Below are 12,964 nucleotides of genomic sequence, written 5' to 3'. Positions count from 1 at the left end.
CATGACACAGGGAAGGTCCATTACCGCTCGTCTCGCCTGGCCCTCGGCGCTGCGCTTGAATCTGCGTGCACTGCTGTTACTGGTGCTGCTGATCGCCTGCCTCGGGAGTGCCATGGCCGTCATCGCGGTCAGCCACCTGACCCGTGAGCAGTACGCCGCCCTGCAACAACTCGAGCGTGAGCAGCAGCAGCTGCAGACCGAGTGGGGACAGCTTCTGCTCGAGGAGAGTGCCTGGTCGTCGCCGGCGCGCATCGAGCATCTCGCCGTGGAGCGTCTCGAGATGCGCCTGCCCGGGGTGGAAGAGGTGGAGGTGATCCAGCCATGAGCACCGAGGTACGCAGCGGTGTATCGCCGCGTCGCCCGCCGCCCGGTGCACCCATGGGCCGACTGCGCTATGGGGTGATCCTGGGGCTGGTGCTGGTCGGGCTGGGGCTGCTGGTGGGGCGCGTGGCGGTCCTCCATGTGCTCGACCGGCCCTTCCTGCAGGGGCAGGGTGACGCACGCACGCTGCGTACCGACTCGCTTCCCGCCCACCGTGGCATGATTGCCGATCGCCACGGCGAGCCACTGGCCATCTCAACGCCGGTGGTCACCCTGTGGGCCAATCCCCAGGATGTGCCCGACGACCCGATTCAGCGCGTCCAGCTGGCATCGGCGCTGGGCGTGGACCTCGAGGCCCTCAACGAGCGTCTGGCACGCTATTCCGAGCGTGAGTTCATGTATCTGCGCCGCCAGATGACCCCCGAAGCGGCCCAGCGGGTTCTCGACCTGCGGGTGCCCGGTGTCTATCGTCAGGACGAATACAAGCGGTACTACCCGGCCGGCGAGGTGGCCGCCCAGCTGCTTGGCGTGACCAACGTCGACGACAAGGGGCAGGAGGGGCTGGAGCTCGCCTATCAGCCCTACCTGGCGGGAACGCCGGGGCTGCGCCGGGTGCTCAAGGATCGCCGCGGCCGCCTGGTGCGTGACCTCGAAGTGCTGCGCGAGGCCAAGCCCGGTGGCGAGCTGACGCTCGCCATCGACCAGCGCCTGCAGTACATGGCCTATCGCGAGCTCAAGGCCGCGGTGGCGGAAAACGACGCCGACGGTGGCGTGGTGGTGATGCTTGACGCCCGCACCGGCGAGGTGCTGGCCATGGCCAACCAACCCTCCTACAACCCCAACAATCGCGCCGGGCTCGACCCCCAGGGGCTGCGCAATCGCGCCCTTGTCGACCCCTATGAGCCCGGCTCGGTGGTCAAGCCCCTGGCGCTGGCGGCAATGCTCGATGCCGGTGGTCTGTCGCCCGACACGGTGGTGGATACCGCCCCGGGGTGGATGCGCATCGACCGCTTTACCATTCGCGATATCCGTAACTACAAGGAACTCGACCTGGCGGGCATTCTGGAGAAGTCCTCCAATGTCGGCATGTCCAAGCTGGCGCTTCGCTACGATGAACCGGTCATCCCCCAGCTCTACCGTCGTCTGGGCTTCGGCCAGCCGCCGGGAACCGGCTTCCCCGGCGAGGCCACCGGCGAGGTACCGGCGCCGGTGCGCTGGTCGAGCAGCCAGTGGGCGGCACTCTCCTATGGCTATGGCCTCTCGGTCACGCCGCTTCAGCTGGCCAGTGCCTTCACCGCCATCGCCAACGAGGGGCGCCTGCTGCAGCCCTCGCTGCTGCGCCTGGATGAGCCGGTGGCGGGTGAGCAGGTCATCTCCTCCGTGGTGGCGCGCCGGGTACTGGAGATGATGGACAGGGTTGTCGAGCCGGATACCGGGGCACGCCGAGCCGAGGTGCCGGGGTATCGGGTCGCCGGCAAGACGGGCACCGTGCGCAAGACCGGCGCCGGCGGTTATCAGGAGAACGCCTATCGTGGCTTCTTCGTGGGCATCGCCCCGGTCAGCGATCCCCGTATCGTGACGGTGGTGATGATCGACCACCCGCGTGGTGATTCCTACTACGGCGGCGCGGTGGCCGCACCGGTATTCTCACGTGTCGCCGGTAGTGCGCTGCGGCTGCTCGATGTGCCCCCCGACCGGCGTGACCTCGAGGAGGCCGAATAGCATGCCTCTCCTGCCAACCCCTGTCTGAAGCGAGTCCTGCCATGATGATCGCCATGTCCCACCTCGACGCTACCCTGGCGCGGCTCTGGCCCGGTTGCGGGCTGGACGGTGTCCCAGAGGGGGAGACCCGACTGCAGACCGACAGCCGGCAGGTGGCGGCGGGCGATGTGTTCGTTGCGGTACCCGGAGTGCTGGTGGATGGGCGCGACTATATCGACAGGGCGCTCGCCGACGGCGCGGTACGGGTGCTCTGCCACACCGGAGACGGCCGTGACTGCCCCGATGATGCCCGGGTGGTGGCGCTTGCCGGGCTGCGTGAGCGGCTGGGCGAGCTCGGCCGCCTGCTCTACGGCGTGCCCGACGACCTGGAGCTGATCGGTGTCACCGGTACCAATGGCAAGAGTTCAGTGACCCACTATCTGGCCGAGCTGAGCCAGGCGCTCGGTGTCGATGCCGCGGTGATCGGCACCCTGGGCCATGGGCGTCCCGGCGAGCTGGCGGATACTGGCCTTACGACGCCGGGGCCGCTGGCGCTCCAGGCCTCGCTCGCCGAGCTCGCCCGCCAGGGCGTGGCGCGGGTGGCGATGGAGGTCTCCTCCCATGCCCTGGAGCAGGGGCGTCTCGCGGCCTGCCGGATGAGGGCCGCCGTGTTCACCAATCTGAGCCGCGATCATCTCGACTATCACGGCAGCATGACCGCCTATGCGGCTGCCAAGGCGAGGCTGTTTCGACGCCGGGAGCTCGAGCTCGCCGTGGTCAATGGCGATGACCCCCTGGCGCGTCTGATGCTGGCCGGGGTGGCCGATGGTGTGCGGGTGCTGGCGACCGGGCGTGATGAGGCGGTGACCCTGCGTGTGCTGGAGTGTACTCCCCACGCCACCGGGCAGCGTGCCCTGGTCGCCACCCCCCGGGGGGAGCGAGAGCTGGTGCTGCCGCTGGTGGGACGCTTCAACCTCGACAACGTGCTGCTGGCCATGGCCACGCTGCTGGGCCGGGGGCATGACCTCGAGGCGCTGATCGAGGCGGCGGCCAGCCTGGTGCCGGTGCCCGGACGCATGGAGGTGCTGACGCACCCGGGGGCGCCCACCGTGGTGATCGACTACGCGCATACCCCGGACGCCCTGGACAACGCGCTGGCGGCACTGCGTGACCATCTGCCCGGGCGAGGCGAACTCTGGTGCCTGTTCGGTTGCGGCGGCGACCGTGATGCCGGCAAGCGAGCGCCCATGGCCGCCGCCGCCGAGCGCCATGCCGATCGCCTGGTGGTGACCGATGACAACCCGCGCAGCGAGGACCCCGAAGCCATTCGCGACCAGGTGCTGGCAGGACTGAGCGAGGAAGCCAGACGCCAGGCCTGGGCCATCTCCGGACGCGGCGCGGCCATCCGGCAAACGCTCCGTGAGGCGGGACCCGATGATGTCGTGCTGGTCGCCGGCAAGGGGCACGAGATATATCAGGAGATCGCCGGTGTTCGCCACCCCTTCGACGATCGGGAGGTGGCCGAGCAGGCGCTTCAGGCTCGCTGCACGGGAGGGTCCGCCTCATGACCCGCTGCGGGCTGACGAGCCTTGCCGAGGTGGCCGATGCGCTGGGTCTCGAGTGCGCGGAGGATGATCTGTCGATCGAGGCGATCGTCACCGATACGCGCCGGGTGTCGCCGGGTGCGCTCTTCGTGGCTCTGCGCGGCGAACGCTTCGATGCGCATGACTTCGTGGCCGAGGCCCGCGAGGCGGGGGCCGTGGCCGCCGTGGTCGAAAGGGCGGTGGAGGATCCGCTGCCGCAACTGGTCGTGGCCGATACCCGTCTCGCCCTGGGGCTGCTGGGCCGGGCCAGGCGCCGGGCCTGGGGTGGTCCCGTGGCAGCGGTAACGGGCAATAGCGGCAAGACCACCGTCAAGGAGCTGCTGGCCGCCATCCTCGGCCGGCAGGGGGCGACGCATGCCACCCGAGGTAACCTCAACAACGATTTCGGTGTCCCTCTGACCCTGCTCGAGCTGACCCCGCACCACCGGCAGGCGGTGGTCGAGCTGGGGGCCAACCATCTGGGCGAGATCGCCTGGACGGTGGGCCTTGCCGAGCCGCGTGTGGCCCTGATCACCAATGTCACCGGCGCCCATGTCGGTGAGTTCGGCGGCATGGGGCAGATCGCCCAGGCCAAGGCCGAGATCCTGGCGGGGCTGGATGCCGAGGGCATCGCGGTACTCAATCGCGACGACGCCTACTTCGCTACCTGGCGTCGGCTCGCGGCCCCGCGGGAGGTGCTGGATTTCGGGCTGGGCGAGGGGGCCAGGGTCACGGCCCGCTCGCTGGTCGCCGACGCTCTCGGACGTTATGCTTTCACGCTTGTCGTCGATGGCCGCCGGCTTGGCGATGTCAGGCTGCGGCTGATGGGGCGGCACAGCGTCGCCAATGCCCTGGCGGCGACGGCGACGGCCCTCGCCATGGGCGCCTCCACGAACGATGTGCTGGCAGGGCTCTCGGCGGCCGAGGCGATGCCGGGCCGCCAGGATGTGGTGGCCGGTATCCGCGAGACCCGAATCATCGATGATAGCTATAACGCCAACCCCGGCGCGGTGAAGGCCGCGCTCGAGCTCCTGGCTGCCTTGCCAGGACCACGCTGGTGCCTGCTGGGTGCCATGGGAGAGTTGGGAGAGGCGTCCGCGGCGCTGCATGCCGAGATCGGACGCCACGCACGGGAACTGGGGATCGATTTCCTGGGCACCCTGGGCGAGGCGGCACGCCACGCCTGTCATGCCTTCGGTGAAGGCGGGTGCCATTTCGACGATCGCGAGGCGCTGGTGCGCCACGCGCTGGATCATCTTCCCCCCGGCGCCAGCGTGCTGGTCAAGGGGTCGCGCAGTGCCGCCATGGAACAGGTGGTGGCGGCACTGCGCCAGGACACAACACGGTGAACGTGATACATGCTTCTCTATCTGGCTGAGTTTCTGGCGCACTACTTCAGCGCCTTCAATGTCTTCGAGTACCTCACACTGAGGATGATCCTGGCCACCATCACGGCACTGGTGCTCTGTCTGTGGCTGGGGCCGGTCATGATCCGCCGCCTGGTCGAAGGACAGATCGGTCAGGCGGTGCGTGACGATGGGCCCCAGTCGCATCTCTCCAAGGCCGGCACCCCGACCATGGGGGGCGCCATGATCCTGATGGCCATTGCCGTGAGCACCCTGCTGTGGGGCGATCTGGCCAACCATTATGTATGGATCGTGCTGGCCGTGACGCTGGGCTTCGGCGCGATCGGCTGGGTCGACGACTACCGCAAGGTGGTGGAGAAGAATCCGCGTGGCCTGCCGGCACGCTGGAAGTATCTCTGGCAGTCGGTGATCGGCCTGGCCGCGGCGGTGCTGCTCTATGCCACCGCCGCCTCGCCGGTGGAAACCAGCCTGATCGTGCCGCTGTTCAAGGAGTTCGTGCTGCCGCTGGGCCTCTTCTATGTGGTGCTCGCCTACCTGGTGATCGTGGGCAGCTCCAATGCGGTCAATCTCACCGATGGCCTCGACGGCCTGGCGATCATGCCGACGGTGCTGGTGGCCATGGGGTTGGGAATTTTCGCCTATGCCAGCGGCAATGCGGTGTTTGCCGAGTATCTGCAGATTCCGGGGATACCCGGCGCGGGGGAGCTCGCGGTGTTCTGCGCCACCATCGCGGGGGCCGGCCTGGGCTTTCTGTGGTTCAACACCTACCCGGCCCAGGTGTTCATGGGCGATGTGGGGGCACTGGCCCTGGGGGCGGCTCTCGGCGTGGTCGCGGTGATCGTCCGCCAGGAGATCGTGCTGTTCATCATGGGCGGCATCTTCGTGATGGAGACCGTGTCGGTGATCCTGCAGGTGGCCTCCTACAAGCTTACCGGTCGTCGCATCTTCCGCATGGCGCCGCTCCACCACCACTATGAGCTCAAGGGCTGGCCCGAGCCCCGCGTCATCGTGCGCTTCTGGATCATCACCGTGGTGCTGGTGCTGATCGGGCTGGCTACCCTCAAGGTGCGTTGATGGAGCGCGCAGCGATCACCTCCCGGGCCGCCGGGGGCCGTGTGCCGCCGGGTTCCACCCTGGTGGTGGGCTTGGGGCTCTCCGGGCGTGCGATCTGCCGGCATCTGGCGCGTCGTGGCGTCCCCTTCATGGTGGCCGATACCCGCGAGGCGCCGCCCGGGCTGGATGACTTCCGGGTCGCGCATCCCGGCGTTGCCGTGCATCTTGGTCCTCTACAGGATCTCGACCTGATGGAGGCCGAGGAGGTGGTGCTGAGCCCGGGAGTCGACCCACAGACGCCCGGCCTCGAGGCGCTCGCCGGGCGAGTCAATCCTGCCAGCGGCGAGCCGCGTCTGGTGGGTGAGATCGCCCTGTTCGTGCGTGAGGCGGCGGCACCCATCGCCGCCATCACCGGCTCCAATGCCAAGTCCACCGTGACGACCCTGGTGGGTGAGATGGCACAAGAGTCCGGTGTGAAGGCGGCGGTGGGGGGCAATCTGGGGAGGCCGGCCCTCGACCTGCTGGATGAGGTGGGCGAGGCCGAGCTGTATGTGCTCGAGCTCTCCAGCTTCCAGCTCGAGACGACTCCGCGGCTGGGCGCCGAGTGCGCACTCTTCCTGAATCTTTCCGAGGACCACCTGGATCGCCACGGCGACATGTCCGGCTACCGGGCGGCCAAGCTGGCCATCTTTCGTGGTGCACGCCACGCCGTGGTCAATGCCGATGACCCCCTGACCTGGCCCGAGGGCGAGCTCCCCGTTATCGACCGTTTTTCCGCCGCGCCGCCTCTGGATAACGAGTGGGGGGTGGCCAGCCACGCCGGTGCCGACTGGCTGATGCACGGCGAAAGACCGCTGATGCCGGTGGCGGCCATGCGCCTGGCGGGGCGCCATCATCAGGCCAATGCCCTGGCGGCGCTGGCCATGGGGCACCGGCTGGGCTTTCCGCTGTCTGCCATGCGCAGGGTGCTCGAACGCTTCCCGGGCCTGCCCCATCGCAGCGAGCTGGTGGCCGAGGTGGGGGGCGTACGCTGGATCAATGACTCCAAGGGGACCAATGTGGGGGCAGCGCTGGCCGCGATCGCTGGCCTCGGCCCCACCCTCGAGGGGCGCCTGATCCTGCTGGCCGGTGGCGTGGGCAAGGGCGCCGACTTTACTCCCCTGGCCGAGCCGCTGGCCCGCTTCGGCCGCGAGGCGATCCTGTTCGGCCGCGATGCGGGGCGCCTCGAGGCGGCCCTCGCCGGGGCACTGCCGGTGACCCGGAGCGCTGACCTGTCGGCCGCCCTGGCGCGAGCGGCGGCGATCGCCGAGCCGGGAGACGCCGTGCTGCTCTCGCCGGCCTGTGCCAGCCTCGATCAGTTTGCCAATTACCAGGCGCGCGGCGATGCCTTTCGTGACTGGGTTCACCACCATCAGGCACAGGAGGGGGCATGAGCCGTCTGGCACGACTCCGAGAGGGCCTCTCGACCCGCGACCATCCCTTCGATGGCTGGCTGCTGGTGGCCGCGACTGCCCTGCTGCTGACCGGCTGGGTGATGGTGACGTCCGCCTCCACCGGGGTGGCGGCGAGCCTGACCGGCAATCCCTGGTACTTCAGTGCGCGTCACGGCTTCTTCGTCGCGGTGGCGGTGCTGGTAGCGACCGGCGTATTGCGCATCCCGATGGGGTGGTGGCGAGCCAACGGACCGCTGCTGCTGCTGGTGGGGGTAGTGCTGCTGGCGCTGGTCCTGCTGGTGGGGCGTGAGGTCAACGGCAGCAAGCGGTGGCTGTCGGTGCCCGGTATCCCCTTCAATATCCAGGCCTCCGAGATAGCCAAGCTGTGCCTGATCGTCTATCTGGCGGGCTATCTCGAGCGCTTCCTGCCGCAGGTCCGTCGCCACTGGGGGGCCTTCCTGCGTCCACTGGTGGTGCTTGGCCTGTATGGCGTCCTGCTGATCATGGAGCCCGACTACGGTGCGGTGGTGGTGATGACCGGCTGCGTGATGGGCATGCTGCTGATGGCCGGTGCCCCCTGGGGGCGGTTCCTCTTCCTGGCGCTGGTGGTGGCGGCGGGCGGCGCGCTGCTGGCCATCGCCGAGCCCTATCGCCTGGCTCGCCTGACCAGCTTCGTCGACCCCTGGGCCGACCAGTTCGCCAGTGGCTACCAGCTGACCCAGGCGCTCATCGCCTTCGGTCGTGGTGGGTGGCTGGGCGTGGGGCTCGGCAACAGCGTCCAGAAGCTCTTCTATCTGCCTGAAGCCCATACCGACTTCGTGTTCGCGGTGCTCGCCGAGGAGCTGGGCCTGCTGGGCGCCGTCTGCGTGATCGGCCTGTTCGCCCTGCTGGTGTGGCGTGCCATGGCGGTGGGGCGCCGCGCGGAGCTTGCCGGACGGGCATTTTCCGCCTACCTCAGCTACGGCATCGCCCTGGTGATCGGTGCCCAGGCCTTTATCAATATTGCGGTAAGCAGTGGCATGCTGCCCACCAAGGGGCTGACTCTGCCACTGCTCAGCTACGGCGGCTCCAGCCTGCTGGTCTGCACCTGCATGGTGGCGATGCTGCTGCGCGTCGATATCGAGACCCGGCGTGAAAAGCGCCGCCGCTCCCCGGCGGCCCCGCGAACGGCGGCGAAGGGATCGCCACCACTGGTCAGACAAGGAGCCCAGCAATGAGTCACACCTCCCCGCGTCGAGTGCTGGTCATGGCCGGTGGTACCGGTGGCCATGTGATCCCCGCTCTCTCCCTGGCCCGTGGCCTGCAGGCGAGTGGCGTGGAGGTGGCCTGGCTCGGCAGCCCAAGGGGCATCGAGAACCGTCTCGTGCCCGAGGCGGGCATTCCCCTCCACCGGATCGCCGTGGCCGGCCTGCGCGGCAATGGCGCGGCCGGCTGGCTGCTGGCGCCATTCAACCTGACCCGCTCGGTATGGCAGGCGTGGCGGGTGATCCGTACCTTCGACCCTCAGCTGGTCGTGGGGCTGGGAGGGTTCGCCAGCGGGCCCGGAGGGCTCGCCGCCTGGCTGTCACGGCGGCCGCTGGTGATCCATGAGCAGAATGCCGTGGCCGGACTGACCAATCGTGCCCTGGCGCGATTGGCAAGGCGGGTCTACGCCGCCTTTCCCCAGGCCTTTCGGGGTCGTGGGGAGGTGATCGGCAATCCGGTGCGTGATGAGATCGCGCGCCTCGGCGAGGCGCCGCGTGGCGCCGCCGCGATGGCCGGTCGGCCGCTACGGCTGCTGGTGGTGGGTGGCTCCCTGGGGGCCCGGGCATTGAATGAGGCAGTGCCGGCGGCACTGGCGCGTCTGCCCGAGAATCGACGTCCCGCCGTGTGGCACCAGGCCGGGAGAGACAAGGATGTCGCCACCCGAGACACCTACACGCAACAGGGCGTTTCGGCCGAGGTGACCGCCTTTATCGACGACATGGCCAGTGCCTATGCCTGGGCCGACCTGATCGTATGCCGAGCCGGCGCGCTGACCGTTGCGGAGCTTGCCGCCGCGGCCAAGCCGGCCCTGTTCGTGCCCTTTCCGCATGCCGTGGATGATCATCAGACCGCCAATGCCAGGGCACTGGTGGAGGAGGGGGCCGCCGAGCTGCTGCCCCAGATCAGACTTTCTGCAGCAACGCTGGCCGAGCGCCTGACGGTGCTGCTTGACCCCGATACCCTGGCCACCATGGCGTCGCGGGCTCGCGCCTGCGCCCATCTCGACGCCGTCGAGCGCCTGGTGGCCGGCTGCATGGAGACAGGTTTTGAGCGATAGCAGATCACATTCGATGGCCGGTCAGGCCGAATCCGATCGCCATGGCCGCGGGCTGGGCATGCGCCGCATCCGAAATATCCACTTCGTGGGCATCGGGGGCGCCGGTATGTGCGGCATCGCCGAGGTGCTCGCCAACCAGGGCTATATCGTCAGCGGCAGTGACCTGCGCGAGTCACCGGTGGTTGCCAGGTTGCGTGGCTGCGGGGTTCGCGTGGCCATCGGTCATGCCACCGAACATGTTGCCGGTGCCGATGTGGTGGTGGTCTCCACCGCCGTGGACGAGACCAATCCCGAGATACGCTGGGCGCAGGAGAATCGAGTACCGGTGGTCAGGCGTGCCGAGATGCTCGCCGAGCTGATGCGCTTCCGCCATGGCATCGCGGTGGCAGGCACCCACGGCAAGACCACGACGACCAGCCTGACCGCCACGCTGCTCGGCGAGGGGGGGCTCGATCCCACCTTCGTGATCGGGGGGCGGTTGACCAGTGCCGGAGCCAACGCGCGACTGGGGGAGGGCGACTACCTGGTGGCCGAGGCCGATGAATCCGATGCCTCCTTCCTGCACCTTCAGCCGCTGGTATCCATCGTTACCAATATCGATGCCGATCACATGAGTACCTACGGCGGCGACTTCGAGCGGCTCAAGGGTACCTTCATCGAGTTTCTGCACAACCTTCCCTTCTACGGGCTGGCCATTCTGTGCATCGATGACGAGCATGTGCGGAGCCTGCTGGATCGCGTCAGTCGCCAGTTCGTCACCTATGGCTTCAGCGAGGATGCCGACTACCGCATCGAGGGGTTCGTGCAGGCGCAGGGGGAGGTGCGTTTCATCGCTCGACGCCCCGGCGGGCTGGCGCCCCTCGAGGTGAAGCTGGCCATGCCTGGCCGTCACAACGCCCTGAATGCCCTGGCCGCCATCGCCGTGGCCAGTGATGCCGGGGTGGATGACGCCGCCATCCTGCGAGGCCTGGCCGGTTTCCAGGGAGTGGGGCGCCGCTTCCAGGTCCATGGCCTCTTTCCGATACCCAGTAAAAAGGGTGAGCCGACCCCCGGGAAAGAGGGCGAGGTGATGCTGGTGGACGACTATGGCCACCATCCGCGTGAGGTGGAGATGGTGATTCAGGCGGTGCGTGCCGGCTGGCCCCAACGCCGCCTGGTGATGCTCTATCAGCCCCATCGCTACACTCGCACCCGCGATCTCTACGAGGATTTCGTGCGCGTGCTGGGCGGTGTCGACACCCTGTTGCTGCTCGACGTCTACAGTGCCGGCGAGGCGGTGATTCCCGGTGCCGACGGACGCGCCCTGGCCGGCTCGATTCGTCAGCGCGGCATCGTCGATCCGATCTTCGTGCAGGACAAGGCGGAGCTGCCCGAGCTGCTGGGTCGCGTGCTGAGGCCGGGCGATATCCTGATTACTCAGGGCGCAGGTGATATCGGTGGAATCGCCCAGGCGCTGGCCGAGTCGGCCCTGGTACTCGACGAGGTGATGCTATGACGCTGGTGTCGGAACTGGGGCGTGTGGCGGTGCTGTTCGGTGGCGGCTCCGCCGAGCGTGAGGTGTCCCTGAAGAGTGGGCAGGCGGTGCTTTCGGCGCTGGTTCGAGCCGGTGTCGATGCCGTCGGCTATGATCCCGCCGACGGTGGTCTGGTGGGGCTCGAGGCACTGGCCCCGGATCGCGTGTTTATCGCCCTGCATGGGCGTGGCGGCGAGGATGGCACGCTGCAGGGGGCGCTCGAGCTGATGGGAATCCCCTACACCGGCAGCGGTGTGCTGGGGTCGGCTCTGGGCATGGACAAGCAGCGCACCAAGCAGGTGTGGCAGGCACTGGGCCTGCCGACCCCGGAGGCCGAGATGTTGGGCCCGGCTGCCGACTGGCAGGCCGTGGTCGGGCGCCTGGGGCTGCCGTTGATCGTCAAGCCGGTTCATGAGGGGTCGACGCTGGGGATCAGCGTGGTGGAGAGCGCCGAGGCACTGGCCGCTGCCTATCAGGAGGCAGCGCAGTTTGACGCGCGGGTAATGGCCGAGCGCTTCGTGCAGGGAGAGGAGTATACGGTGTCACTTCTCGGCGACGATGTGCTGCCGGCGATTCGCGTGGAGGCGGCCGGGGGCTTCTACGACTACGAGGCCAAGTACCTTTCCGACGAGACCCGCTACCACCTGCCCTGCGGGTTGCAGGAGGGCGAGGAGGCCGCGCTGGGTGAGCTGTGCCGTCGGGCCTTCGTCGCGGTAGGGGGCGAAGGCTGGGGGCGCGTCGATGTGATGCGCGATGACCGAGGAGATTTCTGGCTGATCGAGGTCAACACCTCCCCGGGCATGACTGACCACAGCCTGGTGCCCCAGGCGGCGGCTCATATCGGCATCGACTTCGAGGCACTGGTGCTGCGTATCCTCGCCGCGACACTGGAGAGTCGCCCGGCATGAGTCAGCGGGGTGGCTGGCTGGGTGTGGTGCTGCTGCTGGTGCTGTTCGGCGCCGGTGGCAGGGCCTTGTGGCTATGGCTCGACAGGCCCCTCGAGCGGGTGTCGATCGGCGGCGATCTGGAGCATGTCAGTGCCGACTATCTGCGTGACAGGCTGTCGCCGCTGCTGCGTGGCCATACCTGGCTGTCGGTGGATGTTTCCGAGCTGCGCGAACAGGCACTGACGGTCGACTGGATCGCCGAGGCTCGGGTCAGCCGCGAGTGGCCCAATGCCCTGACGCTCGAGCTGGTGGAAGAGGTGCCGGTGGCGCGCTGGAATGATGACGCCCTGCTCAATCCGGAGGGGGAGCCCTTCGCCATTGGCTCGGTCTCCCCCCCCGGCGGCCTGCCCGATCTCGCCGGCCCGAAGGGCAGCGGGGCCGAGGTACTCGCTTACCATGAGCGTCTCGCCACGCGCTTCGCCGAAATGGGGCTCGAGCTGACCCAGCTGCGCCTGGAGCCGCGAGGCGCCTGGCGATTCCAGCTCGATGACAATGTCTGGGTAATGCTGGGTCGCGGCGATCGGGAGGGGCGGCTGGCGCGCCTGACCGCTGCGTGGCATCGGCAACTCGAACGGCAGGCGTCGCATATTCGCTACATCGATCTGCGATATCCGAACGGTGTCGCGGTGGCATGGCATGGTGAGGGCGATCCCCTCGGTCAGGATGACGCGGATGATGAGTGACCCCTTTTTCCGGTGAAACACCCATGACAATGGGCATGCGCCTGTTTCATTTACGGCAAAA

Annotated in this window: 11 protein-coding genes; all 11 read left to right on the top strand. The window is 68.2% G+C overall.

All coding sequences use genetic code 11. The features are described 5' to 3' along the window. Window position 1 precedes the first annotated feature (1 nt). From ftsL to IOC61_RS14205, 11 genes are read left to right on the top strand one after another with little or no spacing between them, the layout of a single operon-like run. Entirely contained in the window at window positions 2-325 is a 324-nt protein-coding gene (gene ftsL / locus IOC61_RS14255; RefSeq protein WP_195689409.1) for a cell division protein FtsL, read from the top strand. Then, on the top strand, window positions 322-2,043 hold the full coding sequence (locus IOC61_RS14250; RefSeq protein ID WP_195689408.1) for a peptidoglycan D,D-transpeptidase FtsI family protein: 1,722 nt from the start codon (window positions 322-324) through the stop codon (window positions 2,041-2,043). Before ftsL ends, IOC61_RS14250 begins: the two co-directional genes overlap by 4 nt. Window positions 2,044-2,084: 41 nt before the next feature. Next, window positions 2,085-3,590 carry a UDP-N-acetylmuramoyl-L-alanyl-D-glutamate--2,6-diaminopimelate ligase gene (locus tag IOC61_RS14245; protein ID WP_195689407.1) on the top strand — a complete coding sequence of 502 codons (1,506 nt, stop codon included), beginning with the start codon at window positions 2,085-2,087 and terminating at the stop codon, window positions 3,588-3,590. Next, a complete protein-coding gene (locus tag IOC61_RS14240; protein ID WP_195689406.1) occupies window positions 3,587-4,954 on the top strand; it encodes a UDP-N-acetylmuramoyl-tripeptide--D-alanyl-D-alanine ligase in 1,368 nt (455 codons plus the stop codon). Before IOC61_RS14245 ends, IOC61_RS14240 begins: the two co-directional genes overlap by 4 nt. A gap of 9 nt (window positions 4,955-4,963) precedes the next feature. After that, window positions 4,964-6,046, top strand: coding sequence for a phospho-N-acetylmuramoyl-pentapeptide-transferase (gene mraY, locus IOC61_RS14235; RefSeq protein WP_195689405.1), 1,083 nt, complete (start codon window positions 4,964-4,966; stop codon window positions 6,044-6,046). Then, window positions 6,046-7,458, top strand: a complete 1,413-nt coding sequence (gene murD, locus IOC61_RS14230; RefSeq protein WP_195689404.1) for a UDP-N-acetylmuramoyl-L-alanine--D-glutamate ligase — start codon at window positions 6,046-6,048, stop codon at window positions 7,456-7,458. Before mraY ends, murD begins: the two co-directional genes overlap by 1 nt. Beyond that, on the top strand, window positions 7,455-8,675 hold the full coding sequence (ftsW, locus tag IOC61_RS14225) for a putative lipid II flippase FtsW (RefSeq protein ID WP_195689403.1): 1,221 nt from the start codon (window positions 7,455-7,457) through the stop codon (window positions 8,673-8,675). The genes murD and ftsW overlap by 4 nt, the downstream gene beginning before the upstream one ends. Continuing rightward, window positions 8,672-9,760 (top strand): undecaprenyldiphospho-muramoylpentapeptide beta-N-acetylglucosaminyltransferase, encoded by a 1,089-nt coding sequence (gene murG, locus IOC61_RS14220; RefSeq protein WP_195689402.1) that lies wholly within the window; start codon window positions 8,672-8,674, stop codon window positions 9,758-9,760. The genes ftsW and murG overlap by 4 nt, the downstream gene beginning before the upstream one ends. A 13-nt stretch (window positions 9,761-9,773) precedes the next feature. Beyond that, window positions 9,774-11,255, top strand: a complete 1,482-nt coding sequence (murC, locus tag IOC61_RS14215; RefSeq protein WP_195689706.1) for a UDP-N-acetylmuramate--L-alanine ligase — start codon at window positions 9,774-9,776, stop codon at window positions 11,253-11,255. Next, entirely contained in the window at window positions 11,252-12,181 is a 930-nt protein-coding gene (locus IOC61_RS14210; protein ID WP_195689401.1) for a D-alanine--D-alanine ligase, read from the top strand. Before murC ends, IOC61_RS14210 begins: the two co-directional genes overlap by 4 nt. Further along, complete coding sequence (locus IOC61_RS14205; protein ID WP_195689400.1) at window positions 12,178-12,903, top strand: cell division protein FtsQ/DivIB; 726 nt, start codon at window positions 12,178-12,180, stop codon at window positions 12,901-12,903. The genes IOC61_RS14210 and IOC61_RS14205 overlap by 4 nt, the downstream gene beginning before the upstream one ends. Window positions 12,904-12,964 lie beyond the last annotated feature (61 nt).

The organism is Halomonas sp. KAO (genome assembly GCF_015595025.1).
GTDB lineage: Bacteria > Pseudomonadota > Gammaproteobacteria > Pseudomonadales > Halomonadaceae > Halomonas.
The sequence above is the reverse complement of the archived record's forward strand: the minus strand, read 5'-3'. Positions and strand labels throughout refer to the sequence as shown.